22 protein-coding genes are annotated in these 23,533 nt (G+C 46.6%); 16 read left to right on the forward strand and 6 right to left on the reverse strand.

The window, feature by feature from the left end; translation table 11 throughout:
• The first annotated feature begins 3 nt into the window (after positions 1-3).
• Complete coding sequence (htpX, locus tag F3H97_RS14085; protein WP_196431724.1) at positions 4-888, forward strand: zinc metalloprotease HtpX; 885 nt, start codon at positions 4-6, stop codon at positions 886-888.
• Between the two features lie 285 nt (positions 889-1,173).
• Here the strand turns inward: htpX and nagE are convergent, their stop codons facing one another.
• Genes nagE through F3H97_RS14100 form a run of 3 tightly spaced genes read right to left on the reverse strand, consistent with a single transcriptional unit; the run spans position 1,174 to position 4,018 of the window.
• The gene (nagE, locus tag F3H97_RS14090) at positions 1,174-2,664 is read right to left on the reverse strand and encodes an N-acetylglucosamine-specific PTS transporter subunit IIBC (RefSeq protein WP_015880354.1); all 1,491 of its coding nucleotides are present in this window, start codon (positions 2,662-2,664) and stop codon (positions 1,174-1,176) included.
• On the reverse strand, positions 2,661-3,509 hold the full coding sequence (locus F3H97_RS14095; protein WP_015880355.1) for a PRD domain-containing protein: 849 nt from the start codon (positions 3,507-3,509) through the stop codon (positions 2,661-2,663). Before F3H97_RS14095 ends, nagE begins: the two co-directional genes overlap by 4 nt.
• A gap of 20 nt (positions 3,510-3,529) precedes the next feature.
• The gene (locus tag F3H97_RS14100; protein ID WP_015880356.1) at positions 3,530-4,018 is read right to left on the reverse strand and encodes a PTS sugar transporter subunit IIA; all 489 of its coding nucleotides are present in this window, start codon (positions 4,016-4,018) and stop codon (positions 3,530-3,532) included.
• A gap of 458 nt (positions 4,019-4,476) precedes the next feature.
• On the opposite strand from F3H97_RS14100, the gene F3H97_RS14105 reads away from it, so the two are divergent.
• Positions 4,477-6,393, forward strand: a complete 1,917-nt coding sequence (locus F3H97_RS14105; RefSeq protein WP_196431725.1) for an endonuclease MutS2 — start codon at positions 4,477-4,479, stop codon at positions 6,391-6,393.
• A gap of 54 nt (positions 6,394-6,447) precedes the next feature.
• On the opposite strand, the gene F3H97_RS14110 is transcribed toward F3H97_RS14105, so the two are convergent.
• Positions 6,448-7,014, reverse strand: coding sequence for a hypothetical protein (locus tag F3H97_RS14110; protein ID WP_078146056.1), 567 nt, complete (start codon positions 7,012-7,014; stop codon positions 6,448-6,450).
• 143 nt (positions 7,015-7,157) lie between these two features.
• On the opposite strand from F3H97_RS14110, the gene F3H97_RS14115 reads away from it, so the two are divergent.
• The 6 genes from F3H97_RS14115 (at position 7,158) to F3H97_RS14140 (ending at position 14,287) form a co-directional block, all read left to right on the forward strand.
• Positions 7,158-7,808, forward strand: a complete 651-nt coding sequence (locus F3H97_RS14115) for a response regulator transcription factor (protein WP_196431726.1) — start codon at positions 7,158-7,160, stop codon at positions 7,806-7,808.
• Complete coding sequence (locus tag F3H97_RS14120) at positions 7,805-9,073, forward strand: sensor histidine kinase (protein WP_196431727.1); 1,269 nt, start codon at positions 7,805-7,807, stop codon at positions 9,071-9,073. The genes F3H97_RS14115 and F3H97_RS14120 overlap by 4 nt, the downstream gene beginning before the upstream one ends.
• A complete protein-coding gene (locus tag F3H97_RS14125) occupies positions 9,064-9,807 on the forward strand; it encodes an AAA family ATPase (RefSeq protein ID WP_196431878.1) in 744 nt (247 codons plus the stop codon). The genes F3H97_RS14120 and F3H97_RS14125 overlap by 10 nt, the downstream gene beginning before the upstream one ends.
• A 213-nt stretch (positions 9,808-10,020) precedes the next feature.
• The gene (gene licT / locus F3H97_RS14130; protein ID WP_074035086.1) at positions 10,021-10,872 is read left to right on the forward strand and encodes a BglG family transcription antiterminator LicT; all 852 of its coding nucleotides are present in this window, start codon (positions 10,021-10,023) and stop codon (positions 10,870-10,872) included.
• Between the two features lie 102 nt (positions 10,873-10,974).
• The gene (locus tag F3H97_RS14135) at positions 10,975-12,825 is read left to right on the forward strand and encodes a beta-glucoside-specific PTS transporter subunit IIABC (RefSeq protein ID WP_196431728.1); all 1,851 of its coding nucleotides are present in this window, start codon (positions 10,975-10,977) and stop codon (positions 12,823-12,825) included.
• A gap of 16 nt (positions 12,826-12,841) precedes the next feature.
• Positions 12,842-14,287 carry a glycoside hydrolase family 1 protein gene (locus F3H97_RS14140; RefSeq protein ID WP_196431729.1) on the forward strand — a complete coding sequence of 482 codons (1,446 nt, stop codon included), beginning with the start codon at positions 12,842-12,844 and terminating at the stop codon, positions 14,285-14,287.
• 111 nt (positions 14,288-14,398) lie between these two features.
• On the opposite strand, the gene F3H97_RS14145 is transcribed toward F3H97_RS14140, so the two are convergent.
• On the reverse strand, positions 14,399-14,836 hold the full coding sequence (locus F3H97_RS14145; protein ID WP_047795794.1) for a hypothetical protein: 438 nt from the start codon (positions 14,834-14,836) through the stop codon (positions 14,399-14,401).
• A gap of 188 nt (positions 14,837-15,024) precedes the next feature.
• Positions 15,025-16,812, reverse strand: a complete 1,788-nt coding sequence (locus F3H97_RS14150; RefSeq protein ID WP_196431730.1) for a type I phosphomannose isomerase catalytic subunit — start codon at positions 16,810-16,812, stop codon at positions 15,025-15,027.
• 134 nt (positions 16,813-16,946) lie between these two features.
• Between F3H97_RS14150 and F3H97_RS14155 the strand changes: the two genes are divergently transcribed.
• From F3H97_RS14155 to F3H97_RS14190, 8 genes are all read left to right on the forward strand, one after another.
• Positions 16,947-17,243 (forward strand): PTS sugar transporter subunit IIB, encoded by a 297-nt coding sequence (locus F3H97_RS14155; protein ID WP_015880368.1) that lies wholly within the window; start codon positions 16,947-16,949, stop codon positions 17,241-17,243.
• 5 nt (positions 17,244-17,248) lie between these two features.
• Positions 17,249-17,593 carry a PTS sugar transporter subunit IIA gene (locus F3H97_RS14160; protein ID WP_370568596.1) on the forward strand — a complete coding sequence of 115 codons (345 nt, stop codon included), beginning with the start codon at positions 17,249-17,251 and terminating at the stop codon, positions 17,591-17,593.
• Positions 17,594-17,616: 23 nt separating this feature from the next.
• A complete protein-coding gene (celB, locus tag F3H97_RS14165; RefSeq protein WP_041918122.1) occupies positions 17,617-18,924 on the forward strand; it encodes a PTS cellobiose transporter subunit IIC in 1,308 nt (435 codons plus the stop codon).
• A gap of 37 nt (positions 18,925-18,961) precedes the next feature.
• Positions 18,962-20,386 carry a glycoside hydrolase family 1 protein gene (locus F3H97_RS14170; RefSeq protein ID WP_370568597.1) on the forward strand — a complete coding sequence of 475 codons (1,425 nt, stop codon included), beginning with the start codon at positions 18,962-18,964 and terminating at the stop codon, positions 20,384-20,386.
• 79 nt (positions 20,387-20,465) lie between these two features.
• On the forward strand, positions 20,466-21,194 hold the full coding sequence (locus F3H97_RS14175) for a GntR family transcriptional regulator (protein ID WP_074035076.1): 729 nt from the start codon (positions 20,466-20,468) through the stop codon (positions 21,192-21,194).
• Positions 21,195-21,235: 41 nt separating this feature from the next.
• Positions 21,236-21,910, forward strand: coding sequence for an ABC transporter ATP-binding protein (locus F3H97_RS14180; RefSeq protein WP_078146062.1), 675 nt, complete (start codon positions 21,236-21,238; stop codon positions 21,908-21,910).
• Positions 21,907-22,914, forward strand: a complete 1,008-nt coding sequence (locus F3H97_RS14185) for an ABC transporter permease (protein ID WP_196431732.1) — start codon at positions 21,907-21,909, stop codon at positions 22,912-22,914. The genes F3H97_RS14180 and F3H97_RS14185 overlap by 4 nt, the downstream gene beginning before the upstream one ends.
• Complete coding sequence (locus tag F3H97_RS14190; RefSeq protein WP_078146064.1) at positions 22,911-23,522, forward strand: class I SAM-dependent methyltransferase; 612 nt, start codon at positions 22,911-22,913, stop codon at positions 23,520-23,522. Before F3H97_RS14185 ends, F3H97_RS14190 begins: the two co-directional genes overlap by 4 nt.
• Positions 23,523-23,533: the final 11 nt, after the last annotated feature.

A 23,533-nucleotide genomic window follows, 5' to 3' on the forward strand; every position in this document is an offset into this window, starting at 1 on the left:
CGTATGCTCCTCTATGAACAGATTCGAAAGAATAAAGTGAAGACGGTCTTCATCGTCACAGGGTTTGTCCTATTCGTCCTTCTCGTTGGGGCGGCGATTTCCTACGTCAACTACGGGGACGCGATTCCGGGATTGATCTTTACACCGGTTTTCTCATTGTTTTACGTGGGAATCGTCATCATGTCGAGCACGAACATCGTCATGAAGATGAATCGGGCGCAAGAAGTGACATCGGTGGAAGAACACCGCTTTTTATGGCATACGGTCGAAAACATGGCGATGGTCGCGCGAGTGCCGATGCCGCGCATCTTTATCATCAACGACCCATCGCCAAACGCATTTGCGACGGGGTTGAAGCCAGAAAAGGCGGCTGTCGCCGTCACGACGGGACTGTTGGATCGATTATCGCGAGAAGAAATAGAAGGGGTGATTGCGCACGAGGTCGCGCATATTAAAAATTATGATGTCCGACTCTCGACGGTCACGCTCGCACTCGTTTCAGTCATCGCTATCATGAGCGATATCGGGTCGCGCATGCTGTTCTTCAGAAGTATCGGTGGAAGACGCGATCAAAACCAGAATCCCATCTTTTTAATCATCGGACTCGTCTTGTTGGTGTTGGCACCGCTCATCGCAATGCTCATCAATATGGCGATTTCACGGAATCGTGAGTTTTTGGCAGATGCGAGTGGGGCGGAACTGACCCGCAACCCGGATGCTCTCGCCTCAGCGCTTGAGAAGATTGCGAACGTCGAGACACCGGTCGAGCAAGCGTCGAGTGCCTCGGCACCACTTTACTTCTCCGATCCACTCAAGAAGAAAGTGAGTGGTCTATTCTCAACACATCCCGATCCGGTCGAACGCATTTCCCGACTTCGTCAAATGTAGTCAGAGCCTGTCCGGTTGCGGCAGGCTCTTTATGTTACACTGAACTGGGAAAATAAGGGGGTGGATGAGTTGAATAAAAAGATATACATAGGTTTAGGCGGCGCTTTACTAGTCGCATTATTTTTATTTGGGCTAGGGCCATATATTGTACATACAGTACTTAAGGTTTTCATGTGGCTCACACAGTACATCTTACCGTGGATCTTCCTCTACTATTTCATTCAATTTTATAAACAATATACAGCCAAACAAGAAAAGCCACCTGAATGAGGTGGCTTTCGACGTTTATCCGGCGCGGTGGCTACGGATTTTTTCAATCTCATCGAGGACGAACTGAACGTTTGTGCCGACAATGACTTGAATATGGTTTGGACTGACGACTTTGATTCCCGGAATACCGGCTTTTTTGATTTGATCTTGGTTGACCGTATCCATGTCTTTGACATCGACGCGTAGGCGTGTGATGCACGACTCGATGCCTGTGACGTTGCTGTCACCGCCAAGACCGTCATAAATCATATGTGCCATTGCTGAGTATTCGCTACCTGAAGCTGATGCGACCGGAGCGACTTTCGCTTCACCGTCTGCCGTCTCACTTGCAACCGCATCGACGACTTCATCTGGTTCACGGCCTGGCGTCGCCAAGTTGAGCTTCACAATCATAAAGCGGAAGATGACGTAATAAATGACTGCGAACACGAGACCTTGAACGATGAGCATGTACGGTTGGTTCGCAAGCGGCAAGCGTGAGCTCAAGATAAAGTCGACCAAGCCTGCGCTGAATCCAAAGCCAGCTGTCCATTGGAACGTTGCTGCAACGAAGAGCGAAATTCCTGTAAGGACTGCGTGTACAAGGTAAAGAACAGGAGCGAGGAACATGAATGAGAACTCGAGCGGTTCTGTTACACCTGTGAAGAATGAAGCGAATGCCGCTGCGAGAAGAAGTGAAGCGGCTTGTTTTTTCCGTTTCGTTTTCGCTGTGTGGTACATCGCGAGTGCTGCGGCCGGGAGACCGAACATCATGATTGGGAAGTAACCTGCTTGGTACATCCCCGTTACACCTTTTTCACCTTGACCTGACCAGAAGTTTCCGATGTCGTTGATTCCTGCGACGTCGAACCAGAATACAGAGTTGAGGGCGTGGTGAAGGCCGGTTGGAATCAAGAGGCGGTTAAAGAATCCGTAAAGTCCGGCACCGAATGCGCCAAGTTTTGAAATCGATTCACCGAAACCGACGAGACCTGTATAGACGACCGGCCAGATGAAGTAAAGAGCGACCGATACAAGAATCATCGAGAAGGCTGTCATGATTGGTACGAGACGCTTCCCACTAAAGAAGGCGAGAGCATCTGGCAATTTGACTTGACTGAAGCGGTTATACATGGAAGCGGCGACGAGACCGGATAGAATCCCGACAAAAGCATTCCCAATCTTACCGAATGCCGGGTTGACGGCTTCTACGTCGATTCCTTGGAACAATGCTACCGTTCCTGCGGAGAGAAGCGTTGTGACCGTCAAGAAGGCAACGAGTCCACTTAGTGCTGCTGAACCGTCACGGTTCTTAGCCATTCCGAGCGCGACCCCGACTGCGAACAGAATTGGGATGTTATCAATAATAGCGGCCCCTGCCTTAATTAAGAATGCAGCGGCAATGTTTTCAGATCCCCAGCCGACTGGGTCAATCCAATAACCAATCCCCATGAGAATGGCAGCAGCCGGTAGTACGGCGACCGGTAACATGAGGGAACGTCCGAGACGTTGGAAAAAGTTCATCATTGTTGATTTCCTCCTTTTTGATGGTGTTGATCTTGTAGACGTTGGATGTGAAGCGTAATATAACCAAGTTCTGACTCGGGCAAGACGATGCCATAGGTCTCTTCCATTTCTTTTGCGACATCTGATGCACACGCATAGGCAGACGTGAACTTCGTCTGAATCATGCGGAGCATGTCTTCATCAATCGTATGATGATCGTAATGGTTGACCCGATCCATGACGAACCGTAAATGAGTTAATAATCGTTGGTAGGATAAGTCATCTTCTTCAATGGATACATCGAGTCGTCGTGAAATCGATTGAATCATGTCGCGGACAATTGTTGTCTGTTTGACCGTCTTGCGTAAATCACCTCCTTTCACTTTCATCGTATGAATATGAAGCGCGATGAACGCAGCTTCGTCTTTCGGCATTTGGACGTTGAGCTTTTCAGCGATATGCTCAATCGCCCATAGTCCAATCTCATATTCATTCCGATAGAGGATTTTAATCTCGTTCAACAGTTTGTTGCGTAATGAGATGCCATCCATTTCCCGCTCGATGGCGAACGAGATGTGGTCGGTCAAGACAATGTGGATATGTTCGTTGAACGATGTCTCGAGACGTTTTTCCGCATAAGAGATAATGTCCTCGGAAACGGTGAAGTGTTCAACGGGAATCCGGCTCAATAACTGTTGGAACTTGTCATTCTCTGGCATGATGAACAACTTTTCGATTTTATGGGGATTGACGATGTCGTTCTTCGCTTTTTTAAACGCGACGCCAGGACCAATCGCAATCTTTTCTTCACCCTCGTCTGAGACGATGACCGCATTGTTGTTTAGAATCTTTTTGATTTTAATCATGTGTCCTCCTTATTCCGGAGTCACGCTTCCACTCGGGCGACAATCGTCTTGCCCGGAACAGCTTCCTTCGTGAACGTGAAGGCGTAATGATGGGCAAGTGCGCCACCATTTGTCACGACCATTGGCGTGACCGTGTCTTTACCAGCTTGATGAATTTGCGCCAAGTCTGCTGTGAGTAACAGCTGTCCCGTCTTGACGTGGTCGCCCACATCTACTTGAAGATCAAACGGTCGACCTTCGAGTTCAACGGTATCGAGTCCGACGTGTATCAAAATCTCAGCCCCATCCTCGGTCCGAATGCCGATGGCGTGCTTTGTTGGAGCGATTTGTACAATCTCTCCATCAGCCGGTGAGACGACGGCGCCGTCTGTTGGTGTGATGGCAATGCCATCGCCCATCATTTTTTCACTAAAGACCGGGTCCGCAACTTGTTCGAGTGGAATGACGTCTCCTTCCATTGGTGAGTGCAGTGTCGGTTTGTGTCGATTCATTAACTTATTCCATAGCATGTCTACTACATCCTTTCTTGAAACAAAACACCGAAAAACAAAACAGGCATGGAGTATAGACGGGTGGCATGCACCGTACGTCTTACCCCATGCCTGATCGAATCAGTCACATGTGATCACTATTCGTTTCTTCACGTTCAACATAACATGTGTTGGTTTGAGACACAAGTCTTTTTTGAAAGCGTTCTCTAAAAATTTTACAAGAGAACGAATCTATTGTATAGTAAGGGCGAATCTAAGTAAGAAAGGTGTTGCATGTTGATGAGTGAGGTTGTATCTGCCTAACGAACTGAAAAATGTCGGATGACACGTCTTTTTGTCATGCCGTCATGTTCCGTTACAGATACCGCCCATCAAAAACTGCCAGACACCCGTCTGTCTTTTTGCGTTGGTCGTCATCGACCGACGCTTTTTTGTTTGCGCGGTATCTCGATTCTATCATTTGAGGAGAGAGAAACATGAACGAACAAACATTTGAAAAATTACAATACAACGAATTGATGATGAAAGTAGAACGCTTCTGCATCAGCGGATTCGGGAGACGATTACTCAGACAGCAACGCCCTACGAGCCACATTACGACGGTGAAGAAGCGCCTGCAAGAAACATCCGAAGCCCGAGCGATTTTAGATGCGACGTCACACGTCCCGTTCATCGGTGTGTCTGACATGGAGACCATTATCGGAAAACTGCAACGAGGCATCCAACTCGAGGCAACAGAGCTTGAAGCGGTCGCCGAGTTTTTACGAGGGGCACGCAAGTTGAAGCGATTCATGCTCGAGCATGAATTCTTTGCACCGCTTCTTTCGGCTTATGCTACAGGAATGGGCGAGTGGCGGACGTTAGAAGAAGACATCACACAATCGATTCGAGCCGGACAGGTCGTCGATGAAGCATCAAAAGAGTTGAAGCGGATTCGGAAGCAAGTTGACATTTTAGAAGGACGAATCGAGGAACGATTGAACAAGTTCTTAAAGAGCGCCGCCAATCGCGAGATGATCCAAGACGGATTCGTCACGAAAAAACAGGATCGCTTCACCATCCCAATCAAAGCTTCCTATAAGCATAAAGTGGCAGGGACGATTGTGGATACATCGAATCGTGGGACGACGGTCTTTATCGAACCGGAAGCGATCGCGAAGTTAAACGCTGAACTTGTCGTCAAGCGTACAGAAGAAGCGGTAGAGGTGTATCAAGTGCTAGCGACGTTGACGGGAGCGGTGACAGAAGTCCTTCCTGACATCGAATCGACGCTCGATGTCATCGCCCAGTACGATATGGTCTTCGCCAAAGGGAAGTACAGTCAGTCGATTGATGGGGTGACACCACACGTCAATGCGAGCGGTCGCATCCGATTGAAGCAAGTACGTCATCCACTTTTAGAAAGCGCCGTTCCACTCGACTTTGCCATCGGTACAGACTATCGCGGCTTGATCATCACCGGACCGAACGCCGGAGGGAAGACGGTCGTCTTGAAAACGATTGGACTCCTTAGTCTCATGACGATGACGGGACTGCATATCCCAGCTCACACCGATACGATCATTTCGACGTTCGATGAAGTGTTCGTCGATATCGGAGATAATCAAGACTTGGAATCGGCACTCAGTACATTCTCTGCACACATGTACAATGTGGCGAATATCATGCAGACCGCTGGAAAACGATCGCTCTTGTTATTCGATGAGATTGGGAGCGGGACGGAACCGAATGAAGGGGCGGCTCTTGCAATTGCCATCTTGGAAGCGGCATATAAACGGGGCGCAATCGTTGTGGCGTCGACGCATTATGGTGAAATCAAATCCTATTCTGAAGCCCACCCAGATTTCATGAACGCTGCGATGCAGTTTGATCCGGAAACGCTCGAACCGAAATATCGGCTGCTCATGGGGCAGTCTGGCGACAGCAACGCTCTTTTTATCGCCCGTAAGATGAGGCTGCCGGAATCGATTTTGAAACAGGCATCCCGTTATATGAACGAGAAAACGTATGATATTACGAAAGTCGATGATTCTAAAATTACGCGAGAAGTGGAGATGGCCCCGCTTGAAGAAACAGAGCATTTTGAAAAAGGTGACCGTGTCCGCTTGTTAGAGACGAATCAAGTCGGTCTTGTCTATTCGTTTGATGCATCGCGTCGACATGTCCGAGTGTTCGTAGATGTGGAATATGTAGAGTTGCCGAGCCGCCGCGTTCGTCTTGAGGCACGTGCAACAGAACTCTATCCGGCTGACTATGATTTAGATACATTATTCACGACGTATCAGGAACGTAAGGAAACCCACGACTTTGCTCGAGGATCAAAGAAAGCGTTACGACGAGTAGAGAAAGAGATTCGGGAAAGGAAGAAACAAGAGCAATCTAACCGGAAATAAAATGTCTAGATTCATTTAGAAAGGGCGGCCACCGCAAGTGGCTGCCCTTTTGACTTATAAGCTATTGCTTTGATTTTCTACGTTGCTGTCGCTTTCTGTTGAAGCATCGTCATCTGAAGAAGTTGAGTCGTCATGGTGTGGACCGTGACCATGGCGACCACCTTCACGTCCACCGCGCATACCACGAATATCTTCCAAGTCATCGTAACTTGTCACATCGGCAAACCGTTCTTCGTGGTCCGCAAGGATTTGATCCGCGTCTTCTTGCGTCAAGTTTCCTTCTTCCACAGCGGTTGCGAGTTTTTCTTCATGCGACGTCATGATCGCGTCGATGAACGCTTCAATTGAAATCCCTTTTTCTTCTGCGAGTTCAGGGAGAGATTGTCCGTTTTCGCGAGCCACATCCACTTCTTCTTGCGTTAAACCGAGCGCTTCGATGAGAGCGGCATGCCCTGCTTCTCGGTCACCGAACATACCAGGACCTCGTTCACCACGTTCGCATTGTGTGGATGCTGTCGTTGTCGATTCATCAGTCGTCGTGTCATTCGTCGCGGCATATACGCCTGTGCCTGAGACGGCCAATAGACCGGCTAAGGCGATTGCTAGTTTTGTTGATTTCATGTGTATCTCCTCCTTTGTTACTTCAAGTGTAGGACTGAACGCTTCGGAAGTTGTGAGGGAGTTGCAAGATTTCTGCAAATTGTCTTTGGGAAACGGTGGGACGTTTGATGGGTACGATATAATGGATGTGGAGGCGATATGAGATGAACGTACTCGTTGTGGAAGATGAACTAAAACTGGCGGACGGCATGTCCCGCTTTTTAACATATTCCGGATTTGAGGTGACCGTGGCGATGACTTTGAGTGAGGCGAAACAACAGTTGCATCAACGGTTTGACGCAGTTTTATTGGATGTTCGACTCCCTGACGGAGAAGGTTGGACCTTGATTCCGACATTAAAAGCGCAACAGCCCGCACCTGCTATTATCCTGACGACGGCTCGTGGTGAGGCGGATGATCGCGTGTTCGGATTGGAACTTGGCGCAGACGATTATTTAGTCAAACCCATCGTTTTAAAAGAGTTGGAGATTCGACTGAAACGTCTCGTCAAACAAACCGATATGATTCAATTTGGGGCGCTCACCATCGACGTCAAATCGAGAATGGTACAAGAGAACGGACATCCGCTTCGATTGACGAACAAAGAGTATGAGTTGTTACTGTATCTTTGGAAACATGTCGGAGAGGCGTTAGACCGGAACCGTTTGCTCGATGAGGTGTGGGACTACGCATTCGTCGGAGATACACGAACGGTCGACACCCATATTAAACAACTGCGTGACAAATCGCCGACCTTGAAAGAACAGTTGAAGACGGTGCACCGGGTCGGTTATCGATTAGAGGGACTGTCATGAATCGATTAATGAAGAAGTTACTTTGGACGGCCATTCTACCACTTGCAGTGATGGCACTTTTAACATTCGGACTCACGTCATTATTGATTGGACGCTTCGCAGAAGAGGAGACGTACGCACAATTGGAGCGCGAGGCGGCGATTGTGTATGAAGCCATTCAAGAGGACCGTGGAATCCCGGGGCAACTTGACGTGCTTGTATTTCAAAATGGGCAGCGTATCGAGTTCGAACGAGGCGGACGGATGCATCGCATGATGCCAATCAACCTCGATCCGAATGATTTAGCGATTCAGGACGAAGTGGGTGTAAATGGTACCCGCTTCTTGACGTATCTGAAAGAAGAAGGGGACATTCAAATCGTGACGTATAGTCCCGTTCCGTTTTCAAATCCACAATTCCAGCAAATCTACCTCATCTTAGCGGGTGGATTTATTCTGGCCCTACTTGTCGCAATCGCTGTCACGTATTGGATGAGTCGTCGGCTCACGCAACCGCTCGTCGAGTTGAAACAAGCGACCGCATCCATTATGGAGGGGCGACACGATATTAGCTTGCCGAGCGTGACGAACGATGAGATTGGGGATTTGACCGTCACCGTCGGACAGATGAACACATCACTTCAAGAAAAAGAGGCACTTCAAAAATCATTTATCTCTGGGGTCACACACGATGTGCGTACACCGCTCGCTATCGTTCGAAACGAGGCGGAACTATTAGAGCTCGGTGTCGTCCATGAAACAGAGATAGCCACAACCGGTAAAAGCATTACCGAGGAAGTGGACCGGATTGACCGACTCGTCAATCAGATGCTCGAATACTCTAAATTGTCCGCAGGTTCGATTCCACTTGAAATGGAATCGATTCAACTGGATGAATTGGTTCGTCGATTGACGCCACGCATGTCTGAGTGGTTCCGACAAAAAGACGTGACACTCGACCTCCGACTCGAAACGGTATCAATCCAAGCTGATCGATTGGCGATGGAACGAGTGCTCTCGAATTTCATAAGCAATGCGTATGAGGCGAGCCCTGTCGGGGGAAGAATCACCATCACTCTAACCTCGAAGCGATTAGAAGTGACCGACGAAGGAAACGGGGTTGATCCTTCCATTCAGCATGCGATATGGGATATGTATGTGAAAGGAGATCGCTCCAACGGCCATGGTTTAGGTCTCGCTATCACGAAATTACTTCTTGACGCACAAGGACTTTCTTACGGGGTCGATTCAGATAAGGGGGCGACGTTTTGGATCGGATGGACATGACTTTATTTTTACGAGGGGTACGGTTAGAGAGGGAACGCATTCATTCAACGGGTTATCCGTACTCGTTACCAATCTTTCAGACACTCGATGAACTGACGTTTCATCATCCTGTCACGTTTCTTGTTGGAGAGAACGGGAGTGGGAAATCGACGTTGATTGAAGGGATGGCGGTGGCGGCCGGATTTAATCCGGAAGGCGGGGCGCCGTCCTTCCAATTTGAAACAGAGTCGACGCATAGTTCCTTGTATGAAGCGCTTCGTCCGATTCGAGGGCCGTATCGACCAAAGGATGGCTTTTTCTTACGCGCCGAGACGGCATACCAGCTGTCGAGTTATGTGGATGAGATGGCGAAATTAGGACGAGATCCTGAGCGGTTTTATGAATCATACGGCGGACGTTCTCTTCATGAGCAGTCGCATGGGGAAGCGTTTCTCTCCCTCATGTTGCACCGATTTCGTGGAGAAGGGCTTTACATTTTGGATGAGCCGGAGGCCGCATTGTCTCCGATGCGCCAACTGACGATGCTCGCACGCATGCATGAACTTGTCCAGTCCGGGAGTCAATTTATCATCGCGAGTCATTCACCCATCTTGATGTCGTATCCGGGTGCGATGATTTTACAAGTGGAAACGGGACTCTCCCCGACGTCGTTTGACGACCTCGAGCACGTGAGGGTGATGCGTGACTATTTACAGGCACCGGAACGGATGCAGCGAATCTTGTTTGAAGAGTAAAAAACGGTCACGATGTAAGCGGTTTACTTTTTATGTTGACGTCAAGATTTATAGGGAGTATGCTTATATCGAAAAGAAGAAAATCCACTTTAGGATTGTTACTGGTGATGCAGGCAAAACCTAAATTGACGCCACGACTGTATGTTGGACGTTGGTGTGAATTTAGGTTTTTTTCTTTTTAGTTCAGTCGAATGAGAGTGAGGTGAGGAGACCATGCAGATTTCAAAAGTGTTCAATAATAACGTCGTAGCAATTGATGCGAACGGTCAAGAACAGGTCGTGATGGGGCGCGGGATTGCATTTCAAAAACGGCCAGGCGATCCGATTGACCAGACGCGAATCGAAAAAATCTTTACGCTCGAGAGTAAAGAAAGCTATGAGCGTTTCGTTCACTTTTTAAATGAAATGCCGACGGATGAGATGGAGACGGTGAAACAGATTGTCAGATTAGCCGAAGAGCGATTAAAACAACCTATTCATGATTCGCTCTACGTGACGCTAGCGGACCACCTTCATTTCGCGCTTAGTCGGTATCAGGATGGAATCCAGATTCGTAACCCTCTCGTTTGGGAAGTGAAACGATTTTATGCTCCGGAGTTCGCTGTCGGCAAAGAAGCGGTAAAATTGATCAATGCGCAACACGAGGTCAACCTGGATGAAGATGAGGCCGTTGCGATTGCCTTACATCTCGTCAATGCGACGATGTCTGGCGTGAAAGGTGAAAACCTGCATCTCGTAACGGAGATGACAAAAGCCACCCAAGCCATTTTGACCATTATCACGTATCATTTTCAAATCGAGCTGGATGAAGAGTCATACGCCTATTCTCGATTTTTGACTCATTTAAAGTACTTTGTGCAGCGCCTCGCATCGGGGGAAAAGGTCAAGTCCACAGGTGACGAAACCTTGTTCTTGATGGTGAAGCAGAGATATCCGGAAGCGTTCGAATGCGTTGAAAAAATCGCTGGATTGATCGCGACGAAATATCGTTATGATGTATCGATGGACGAACGGCTGTATATGATGATTCATATCGAAAACTTAATGAAAGAACGTCGATCCTAAGGATGGTTACTGATGACGCAGGCCAAACCTAAATGACTACACCTTTATTTGTGTAGTGATTTAGGTTTTTCTTTTTATCCAAAAACATGAGGAGTGAACAAGATGGACCAATATAAACAACTGGCAGAGACGATTGTGCAGCATGTCGGTGGGAAAGATAACGTCAAAAGTGTCTTTCACTGTGCGACACGACTGCGTTTCAAATTAAAAGATGAATCAAAGGCAAATGCGACTACGCTGAAGGAACAAGATGGCATCATCACGGTCGTTCAAAGTGGAGGACAATTTCAAGTCGTCATCGGGAACAATGTACCATACGTCTACAAAGAGGTTGTAGATGTTGGTGGTTTCCAGACATCTTCGACTGATGATGAAGAAAAATCAGGAGTATTCAACCGATTGATTGATGTGATTGCTGGAATCTTTACGCCGATTCTCGGACCGATGGCAGGTAGTGGTCTGTTGAAAGGGTTACTCGCCATCCTTGTCGCGTTTGGATTATTGACAGAAAAAATGGGCACATATGTCGTCTTGAATGCCGCGGCGGATGCACTATTTTACTTCCTGCCCGTGATCTTAGGACATTCGGCGGCTAAGAAATTTGGTGGGAACCCGTATATTGGGATGATTATCGGTGGGGCGCTTGTCTATCCATCGATTGTGGCCATTCAAGGAGGCGGGGAGGCCTTGACGTTCCTCAATGTGCCTGTCGTCTTAATGAGTTATGCGTCTTCGGTTATCCCGATTATTTTGGCGACATACGTTTCTTCAAAAGTCGAAACATTCTTTAACCGTCATACGCATGAAGCTGTACGAAACTTCACAACACCGATGATGGCGTTGTTACTCGTTGTCCCGTTGACGTTTTTAGCAATTGGACCGGTTGCGACGTATGCGAGTCAAGGTTTAGCGAATGGTTACTCGTTCTTGTATGAGTTGAGCCCAACCATCGCCATCGCGTTCATCGGTGCGTTCTGGCAAGTGCTAGTCATGTTCGGTCTCCATTGGGGACTTGTACCAATTATCATCAATAACTTATCGGTTGTTGGTACGGATACGATTGTTGTCGGTGTATTGATGGCCACGTTCGGTCAAGTAGGGGCAGTTCTAGCGATTACCTTAAAAGCCAAAAACCCGAAAGTGAAAGGGTTAGGAACATCTTCCACGATTGCAGGTGTGTTTGGAATTACGGAGCCGGCTATCTATGGCTTGACGCTTCCCCGTAAAAAACCATTTGTGTTTGGGGTTGTGGGTGGAGCGGCTGGTGGTGTCGTAGTAGGTTTGTTCGGTACGGCGGCTTATGCGATGGGAGGCCTCGGAATCTTTAGCATCCCAGTCATGATTCCTCCAACGGGTGTCGATTTAGCCTTCTATGGAGCATTTATCGGAATGGCGGTTGCAACAGTAGTCGCTCTCGTCTTGACGATGGTCTTCCACAAAGAAGCAACGGCCGTCGAGTCGACAGAAAAAGTGGTTGTACAATCAATCTCTGAACAAGTCGGCTTTCCTGTATCGGCTCCATTGAAAGGAGAAGTCGTGTCGCTTGAAATGGTTCGTGATGAAGTGTTCTCAAGCGGGGCGATGGGGAAAGGGATTGCGATTATGCCTTCAGAAGGCGCGGTATATGCACCGTTTGACGGAGAAATCGTCACGGTCTATCCATCGAAGCATGCAATCGGTCTTCGATCTGATACAGGTGTGGAAGTATTGATTCACATTGGATTAGATACGGTCAAGCTAAATGGACAGTATTTTGAAACGGTCGTTACGGACGGTCAGAAAGTGACAGAAGGAGAACTGCTCGTCCGATTCGATATAGATGCCATCGCTCGTGAAGGGTATGACACCATCACCCCGATTATCGTGACAAACACCGAACATTATCTCGATGTCTTACCGGTTTACACAGGTGTGGTTGAAGCCAATCATGGCGTATTGCGTGTCATTGTATAACAAAGGAGGAGACAATATGAAACAAGTATCAAGTGAATTTCTATGGGGCGGGGCTACTGCGGCCAATCAGTTAGAAGGTGGTTATCAAGAAGGTGGGAAAGGACTTTCGATTGCTGACGTGATGCCAGGCGGAAAACAGCGAATGAAGATTATCCATGATCCGACGTTTGATTTTGAATTACATGAAGAGTATTCATACCCGAACCATGAAGGAATCGACTTCTATCATCGTTATAAAGAAGATATTGCCCTCTTTAAGGAAATGGGATTCAAGACGTTCCGCATGTCAATTGCGTGGTCACGAATTTTCCCGAACGGAGATGAAGTGGAACCGAATGAGGAGGGACTCCAATTCTATGATCGTGTGATCGATGAATTAGTCGCCCAAGGCATTGAACCACTCGTGACCATCTCCCACTATGAGATGCCCCTACATCTTGCGAAGCATTATGGGGGATGGCGAGACCGTCGCTTAGTCACATACTTTGAACGATACAGTCGTGTCTTGTTCGAACGTTATAAAGGGAAGGTCAAATACTGGTTGACGTTCAACGAAATCAACGGGGCACAGTTCATGCCGATGCTCAGTCTAGGGATTGCGGTTCGGGAAGAAGAGAATACGTTACAGCTCACCTATCAAGGATTGCATCACCAACTGGTCGCAAGTGCCCTTGCGACAAAGGCGGCCAGAGAGATTGACCCATCGATGCAAATCGGATGTATGCTCATTGCGGCTCCGGTTTATCCGTATAGTTCAAACCCGGATGATGTTTGGTATGCTCACGATGCAGAACGGATGATGAACTTCTTCTGCGGAGACGTCCATGTACGCGGCAAATATCCGAGCTTTGCGAAACGATTCTTCCGAGACAATGGCATTGAACTCGCCATGGAAGATGGCGACCTTGATATCCTCAAAGAGAATACTGTCGATTTCTTCTCACTCAGTTACTACATGTCGCGCACTGAAAAGGCTGAAAAAGGTCAGGATGAGGCGGAAGGTAATATTATGAGCGGGGTCAAGAATCCATACTTACAAGCGAGTGACTGGGGATGGGAAATTGATCCGACAGGACTCCGCGTCATCTTGAACAAGTTATATGAGCGTTATGAGCTCCCATTATTCATCGTTGAAAACGGGCTAGGTGCTTATGACAAAATTGAGTCGGACGGAACGATTCATGATCACTATCGCATCGATTACTTACGTGATCACTTGAAAGGGATGATGGATGCAATCGACGATGGAGTCGAAGTGATGGGATACACGAGTTGGGGGTGTATCGATTTAGTGAGTGCCTCGACAGGTGAGTACAGCAAACGGTATGGTTTCATTTACGTGGATCGACATGACGACGGTACCGGTACGTTAGAACGAAAACGGAAAGAGTCGTTCTTCTGGTATCAAGAGGTGATTCGTTCACAAGGTGCGAGCTTATACGAAGAAGAATCAGTCAAATGAAAAAGCGGCCTCGGCCGCTTTTTCATGCTTTCGTGATTTTTCGCAATAAGATGATCGCGAGACTAATGCCCCCAGCAATCAACATATACAAGATAATTTCCATCCAAGTGTTCATTCGTCGTCTCCATCCGCAAAGATTGCGAGCTCCCCTTGTGGCATCGCGACCAACAGATAGGCGTCTCCACCAAGTGGTCTCGCGTCCCCTGCTTGCCAGCACTCAAAATGTTCTTGATATCCATTGATGAAGAGAAGGGATCCGGATTCAAATTCCAGTTCGAGGTGGGGGTGTTCGTCACCGAGGCGTACTTGATGGATGCGCTCTCTTCTTAAGCGCATGAGCTGTTCGAGTTGTTCACCTTCGTCAAACGTATTTTGCGTCGCATGGACATGCCACGGTCCCTCAATGGAGATCCAAGATTCCAGTCCTTGACGACTGAAATAGAGAAGATGATGGTTTGGACCAGAACCGAAATCGATTCCGACAAAAGAAGAGGCGGTAAAGAGGTGATGCAAAATAGATGTCGCTTGTTCGTGCTCTGTGGTAGACACACCGTCACCTCACTTTAAAGAGTTGTTATCATTATCATTTCACGTTACCACGCTAAAGTAAACGAATCTAACTCAATCTAGAAAAGAAACTGTAGATGATTCGCAAAGTATAATGTTGATTTATTTCACATTTCTGTATACGAAAAAAACGGACATTCATCGTGAATGTCCGTTTTTTTCAAACCTCATTATGCTTCGACAAAGGCAGCGCCGATCACACCCGCATCTCCTGACAATTGAGTGAGGCAGAGACGCGTTTTTCCACTAGCATGTGGATACATTTTATTCGAGACTGCTTGTTGTAATTCGTTCCAAAATAATGAGGCCGACATCATGACGCCGCCTCCTAATACAATCACATCAGGATCGACGGTATGAATGATGTTAGCTAGTCCGCTAGCCAGTTCCTCGACGAAGTGATGGCGGTACTCGTCATCTGATAATAGCGAAGGGACGTTTGTATATCCTTTTTCGCTTGCGCGACTCATGAGCGCGGTACCACTTGCGAGTGATTCGAGAGAGCCTCGATTCAGTACAGGGTGAACTGGTCCGTTCGAACGGATAATCATATTTCCGATTTCACCGGCACTGCCGTTCGCCCCTCGAATGATTTGATGTTTATAGACATAACCGCCACCGATTCCAGTGCTGACTGTTACATAAAAAACAGCATCGAATCCTTTTCCTGCCCCAAATTTGGCTTCTGCGAGAGCTGCCGCATTCGCATCGTTTTCAAGGGTGACAGAAAAGCCGAGGCGCTGTGTTAAAGGCTCAACGATTTTTTGATTGTGCCAATTCGGGAGGTTTGGAGGCGTTAAAAACATCCCTTGTTTCCAATCGAGTGGACCGGGAGCCACAATCCCGACATGCTGGATATCGAATTCAACATTGAATTGATGAATCGCAGTCTCAATAGATTGTAGTGCCTCTTCGAAAGGAAGTTGAGGCTGCGTGTTAAACGTGAGTTGTTTCAGTACTTCACCTTTGAGTGAAACAGCCGCAATCCGAGTGTTCGTCCCTCCTAAATCAATCCCGATTCGGACAGCTTGTTTTTCATCGGAAGGAACACCAGTCACTAGACAAATCGCTTCTCCCTCAATCAAGAACGACTCATTGGCCGGGAGAAGGAGTGTACCTCCCGTAGGTACTTCCATCTCATCAATGATTAATGTTCCTTGCACGACAGATAGTAACCGGAACGTGTCGGTCGAAATCTTTTCTTTCGCTGTAACATGCCATTTTTCCACAAAGAAAAATGGATTCTTCGTCAAACGTGTTCGAAAGTGATCGAGTTGACGGATTGGTTCACTATATCCAAGGTGAGGGACGAAAGAAGCGAGAATGCCCTTTTCTACGTGAAGTTTACGTGGACGACCGGTCGTCACATCCAGTCGCTCGTAATCGTATAGACGATAGGTTGTGTCCGAACTTTGTTGAATTTCCAGTACGCATACCCCTTTTGTCAATGCATGGACCGTTCCAGCTGGGACATAGAAAAAATCACCGGTATGAATCGATTTTCGTATCAAGCCGTTTTCCAAATCGCCTGTTTCAAGCGCTTCGTTGAAGTCTTCTGAGGTGGCATAGGAGTGACCATAAATGAGTGTCGCATTTGCTGGAGCATCGAGAATATACCAACATTCATTTTTTCCATATGATTCGTTTTCGAGTTGTTCCGCTAACGAATCATCAGGATGAACTTGAATAGACAAATCATCGTTCGCATCAATCCATTTAATCAGTAGCGGAAACACGTCCGCTTTAATTTGAAACAACTCTGGATGTTGTTGATAGAGTTCACGCAAAGAAAGACCAACGTAAGGTCCGGAAGCAACGGATGAACTACCTTTTTCTAATGCAGAAGCCGTCCAAGCTTCACCGATCGAAGGGTCATTGAAATCGAAACCAAATTGCTTCAGACGCTCCCCTCCCCAAAGTCGCTGTTGATAGTGTGGTTTTAAAAGAATAGCGCTCATATTCTGTCCTCCTGTTAATTTGATATACACTTATGAATTTAAAAACTAAACAAAGTTTAAATCAAGTATAGACATGAAATAAATCATGTGTATAATAAAACTTGTAACCGATTTCAAATAAGGAGTGAGGACACATGAAGAAAATCTTATTAGCGTGTAGTTCAGGGATGTCGACGAGTTTACTCGTAACGAAGATGAAAGATCATGCCACATCAATCGGGGATGAGGCGAAGATTTGGGCAGTCGGTCAAGATCAGGTCGTAACCGAGATGGACGAGGCAGATGTGATTTTGATTGGTCCACAAATGCGTTTCTTGTTGGATAAATTGAAAGCGCAAACATCAACACCGATTGAAGTAATCGATATGATGGCATACGGAACGGCGAATGGAAAAGCTGCATACGAACAAGCGATGAAATTAATGGGGTGAACAACGTGGAACAGGTAGACGAGTTAACCTTGGAGCAAATGGCATTCATGATGATTTTGCACAGTGGCAATGCGAGAAGTACGATTCAGGAAGCGATTCAACTGTATAAAACGAGTTCTTATGAAACGTTCGAAGAAAAGATTGGTGAGGCACGTGGACAATTAAAAGAAGCACATCAAACACACTTTTCACAAATCCAAAGAGAAGCGAATGGAGAAAAAACAGACGTCTCTTTATTGCTTCTTCATGCAGAGGACCATTTAATGTCTACGCAAACGATGCTTGATTTGACAGCGGGTTTGGTCGAAATGGTCGAACAAAAGATTGTAAATCCTAATCAAGAAGGGTGAATCATATGTCACAGGACAATAAGATGTTCAACATGATCAGTAAACTGCTCATGCCGATGGCGACCTATTTAAACAACAGTCGCTATTTACAAGTATTGCGAGATGCATTCATGCTCGCTTTCCCGATTACCATGTTTGGGTCAATCATCGTCGTCATTGCAAACCTGCCGTTCCTCGACCGTTTCATGTCCGAGAGTACACTCAGTGTATTTAAAACATCACTCGGAAACGCACCATCTGCAACGATGGGGATTATGTCTATCTTTGTCGTCTTCGGTATTGGGTATTATCTATCGAAAAGTTATCAAGTCGAGGCTGTCTTCGGAGGAGCGATTTCGCTCGTGTCTTTCCTTCTCTTAACGCCTTTCTTGATTGAAGTGGACGGTATGTCAGAGGCAGTCGGGAATGTCCTTCCATTGGATCGCCTTGGAGCGAAAGGAATGTTTCTTGCGATGATTACCGGATTCCTGTCCGGTGAGATTTATCGATTTGTCGTTCAAAAGAACTGGACGATTAAGATGCCGGATGGAGTACCGCCAGCTGTTGCGAAATCATTCTCAGCACTTGTTCCTGCATTATTAACCTTGACTGTATTTTTAACATTCAACATCATCGTGACGAACTTATTCAATACGAATCTTCATGACGTCATTTTCAACGTCGTTCAGCAACCGCTTGTGACATTAGGGAATGGTCTCATTCCAACGTTGATTGCAATCTTCTTCGTTCAGCTATTTTGGTTCTTCGGACTCCACGGTCAGGTCATCGTCAATTCGGTGATGGACCCGATTTGGAACACATTATCTGTGGAAAACTTGACGGCTTATACCTCGACTGGAGATGTTCCGAACATTATCAGTAAACAGTTCATTGAAATTTACACGGTAGGGCTTGGTGGTTCCGGATCTACACTTGCTGTCGTCGTGGCCATCTTGTTGTTCTTGAAATCGAAACAGTTGAAACAAATCGGGAAACTATCCCTCGGACCTGGACTATTCAACGTAAACGAGCCGGTCATCTTCGGACTTCCGATCGTTATGAACCCGCTCATCATGATTCCTTGGATTGTCGCACCGCTCGTGACGGTAACGGTCACATATTTCGCGATGTCGACAGGCTTAGTCCCACCACCAACGGGTGTCGCTGTTCCATGGACTGTTCCAATGTTCTTGAGTGGTATCATGGCGACGAACTCGCTTGCCGGAGGTCTTCTTCAAATCGTGAACTTCTTCATTATTTTGGCGATTTGGTTCCCGTTCTTGAAATTTATCGACCGCATGAACTTGAAAAAAGAGTTAGAAGAATCAACAGATAAACAAGAAGCAGTGTAAACAAATAGAGAAAATAGAAATAAGGGAGAGATAAAAGATGACGAACCCGACACAAACACGAATGAAAGAGAAAAAGACCTATCAATTTCCGACAGACTTTTGGTGGGGAACGGCTTCTTCTGCTACACAGATGGAAGGTGCTGCTTTTGAAGGTGGAAAAGGATTGAACATCTGGGATTACTGGTACATGCAAGAGCCGAATCGCTTTTTCAATGGCGTGAGCGCAACAGAGGCCTCAAACTTCTATCATTTGTATGAAGAAGATATCGCATTGATGAAAGAACTCGGGCATAACACGTTCCGTTTCTCCATTTCATGGTCACGTCTTTTCCCAAAAGGTGTCGGGGAAGTAAATGAAGAGGCAATCACATTTTATAACAATGTCATCAATTGCTTAATCGATCATGGTATCGAACCGTTCATCAATCTGTATCACTTCGATATGCCGATGGCGCTTCAAGAACAAGGTGGTTGGGAATCACGGGAAGTCGTGGAGGCATATGTCACCTTTGCGAAGACATGCTTTGAGTTGTTTGGTGACCGCGTCGAGAAGTGGTTCACGCATAATGAACCGATTGTACCGGTAGAGGGTGGATATTTATATGATTTTCATTATCCAAACGTTGTTGATTTCAAGCGAGCTGTCCAAGTAGCGTACCACTCGATCTTATCGAGTGCGAAGGCAATCGAAGCGTATCGTGACATGGGACAATCTGGGCAAATCGGGATCATCTTAAATCTGACACCCTCATATCCGAGAAGTCAGCACCCAGCTGATTTGAGCGCAGCGCGTATTGCTGATGCGATGTTCAATCGCTCGTTCCTCGATCCATCTGTTTTAGGCACGTTCCCTCAAGAACTAGTAGAAGTGCTGAAGTCTGAAGATGCGATGCCACAGATGGAAGCAGGCGATCTTGAACTCATTCGAGAACATACAGTCGACCTGCTTGGCATCAACTATTACCAGCCGCGTCGCGTGAAAGCAAAAGCATCACTGCCGAATCCGGACGCACCATTCTTACCGGAAAACTTATTTGATTTTTATGAGATGCCTGGACGTAAAATGAATCCATATCGTGGATGGGAAATTTACGAAAAAGGAATCTATGATATATTAATCAATCTAAAAGAAAACTATGGTAATATTCCTTGCTTCATTTCAGAGAATGGAATGGGGGTCGAGGGTGAAGAGCGTTATCGTGACGAGAACGGAAGTGTCCAAGACGATTATCGAATTGATTTCATTCGCGAACATCTGAAATGGATGCATCAAGCGATTGAAGACGGTTCGAACGTAAAAGGCTATCATCTTTGGACGTTTATGGACAATTGGTCATGGAGCAATGCTTATAAAAATCGCTATGGATTTGTAGGCATTGACTTAGATACGCAACAACGTACTGTAAAAAAATCAGGGCACTGGTTTAAACAGTTGATTGACGCTAATGGTTTTACAGAATAATGAAGTAAGCTGACAAAGACTACTCTTTGTCAGCTTTTTTTGATATATTGTACATATATGTCTATACATGAGGTGCTATATGTCTACTAAGAAAAAACCGAAATATGAAACCATTGCTGATGAAATTCGTAAAAGAATTATTGAACACGTTTATCCGCTAGAACATGCATTACCTGATGAAATCCATTTGGCCCAAGAGTTTGGGGTGAGCCGAATGACGATGAAACGTGCGCTTGAGATTCTCGTCATGGAAGGACTGATTTATCGTAAACGTGGCAAAGGAACATTCATTTTACAGTCGAGCTTCCAAAAAGATCGCATCAACGTGATTAGCAAAGAAACGAGAGGGCTGACTCAAGTAATCGGAGATCGCTCGTTACGAAGTGAAGTCCTGAATTTTGAGGTGAAGTTTCCGTGTCAGGAAGTCGCCAATCATCTCATGATTGAGCTGACAGAACCAGTCTATGAAATACGTCGTGTGCGTTACGTAGACGATGAGCCGTATGTCATCGAATTGACGTACATGGTTGCTAACCTCATTACAGGAATCACACGTGAAATTTTGGAAAAATCCGTGTACGCGTATATTCAAGAAGATCTGGGTTATACGATTACAAGCTCGCATAAAGTGATTCGAGCAGATAAACCGGATGAGTATGATCAAGCTTACTTGAAGAATGATATCACTGAACCGATTATCGAAGTCGAGCAAGTGGTCTATTTAAGTAACGGGAAACCGTTCGAGTATTCGTTTGCCCGTCATCGATACGATAAATTTGTGTTTTCATCGGTCAATATTGTGAAGTAAAAGTCGCCGCGATGGCGACTTTTTCGTAAGGAGGACCCATCGTGGATGTGAAAATTGAACAAGCAGGATACGAGATAAACGAGCCCGTCATCCAAGACATTTCGTTTGATGTACGGGCAGGTGAGATTTTAGGGGTGATTGGGTCGAATGGTGCGGGAAAAACGACTACCATCGCCTGTCTTACCGGAACGATTCCTTGGATGAAGGGAACGGTCGAGATGGAACGCTATGCGTTTATCCCGGAACAACCGGTCTACTATGATTATTTGACGCTATCTGAACATATCGCACTCGTCCAAGAATTAACGGGAATCGATTCCACAGAAAAAACGGAGGAGTTGCTACAGCTATTCCGGTTAGAGCATGTGACCGATCGGTATCTCTCCTCTTTTTCAAAAGGGATGAAACAGAAGGCGATGATTCTATTGGCGCTCATTCAAGAAGCGCGGGTATTGATTGTCGATGAACCATTTATCGGATTGGATGCGACGACGACGATTCAGTTACTTCGACTGTTAGAAGCGGAGCGTACGAGGGGGGCAAGTGTCTTATTAGTCACACACGTTCTTGATACGGCCGAGCGATTATGCGACCGATTCGTATGGATTGATGATGGACAACTGCTCGCGAGTGGGACGAAAGTGGAGATTCGTGAAGCGCTCGATACAGAGGGGATGACCTTGTTTGACATGATGGAAGATGTGGCGATGCGATGATTGCGAAACGATTGTTTTGGATGCGTGTCTCCCGGTACATAAAACAGCAATGGAAGACGGTCCGATTGATTGTCGACTGGACGATTTTTTTATACGGTGTCCTTCCTCTTCTCATATGGGCAGGCTATTCCTACTGGCAAGTCTGGGAAGGGAACTTCCCCTGGTTAGGTGACATCCCTTATTTTCTCTGGGCACTTCTGATTGGATGGTTTATGTGGCAAGACCGTATGTTTGTCTGGATTGAGCGTGCCGATCTCATCCTTGTGTCAAACCGGAGCATGATTCGGGATTTAAAAAGGTATTCGGTTGGGTATCAACTTACGCAACACGTGATTCAATATGGATGCTATCTGCTGTTGCTTGCACCGATTCTATACGTAAAAGGAAGGGACGTGGGCGAGATTCTCGCGTTTGGGGCTGCACTTTTTCTACTCGCTTGGTGTCACGCATGGGTCCAGTATCATCTACGTCTCCGACACGCCCATCTCATGAAGCGATTTTTAATCGTACTCCTTGCTTTTGTAGGTGTGTATGCGTTATTGATTGAGTCGATATTGCTTAGTGTGTTAATCGGAAGCATCATGGTCACATTTGCGTTATACGTAGGGGAAGGATGGGTGTCGAAACATCCGAGTGTCGGTCGAGAAATTGAAATCGGAGAACGTGAGCGTGCCTCATTCGATCGTGTCCTGTTGACGACGTCAGGAGCCATCGAGAAGACGAGTGAGCGGAAACGTCCCCTGTATCGACCGAGACCGAATCGCTTCGGCACCGTCAGACGGACGATGGCACTCCTTATGTACTTTAGAACGCCGAGTCATCGGAATTTATGGTTTCGACTTATTCCGCTTGGGATCACGAGCGTGATTCTTCTCCCGAGTTGGTTCAAAATAGTAGTTCCGATTTATCTGTTGTATGTCGCCTATCAAGAACAGACGTCGTTCACGAGAGAAATGGAGCGACATCCATTCTTTCAATCCATTCAAGAAAGAGGTTCATCATGAACGAACAGCAGTATGAGCAACTGTTACAAATCGAGACGGCCAAACCTCAGCAAGGATTCCCGTCCTCAGCCGAATATCACCGTTATGAACCGACTCCTTACGAAGCACTCGATTTGCTTCGGGATGCGTATCCGTTAGAGTCCACAGATACCATCGTGGATTTCGGTTCGGGAAAAGGACGTCTGCCGTTCTATTTAGCGTATACGTTTCGTGTGAGGGCGATTGGTGTCGAGATGGACGGTGGATTTCATGAGGAGGCACTTCAAAATTGGATGAGCTATACGAAGAAACATCGTAATCGGGGAAGTGTTCAATTGGAACAGGGATTCGCGGAGGGATTCATGATTCCACCGGATGCGAATCGATTCTACTTCTTTAATCCGTTCTCGGTGAACGTCTTCCGCCAAGTGATTGCCAACATTATCGAATCTGTTGAAACGGTCCCTCGTCCGGTCGACGTGATTCTATATTATCCGGCGGATGAATACCTCCATTATTTGAACGACGAGACGCCTTTTCAATATGTACAGACCGTTCGACTCCCGCTGAAGAATCTTCATGAGCGATTTTTGATTTACCGGTTTGATATGATGGAATCATCTTGGTGATGGAGGAGTGA

The sequence above is a fragment of the Exiguobacterium sp. SRB7LM genome (assembly GCF_015712685.1).
GTDB lineage: Bacteria > Bacillota > Bacilli > Exiguobacteriales > Exiguobacteriaceae > Exiguobacterium > Exiguobacterium profundum.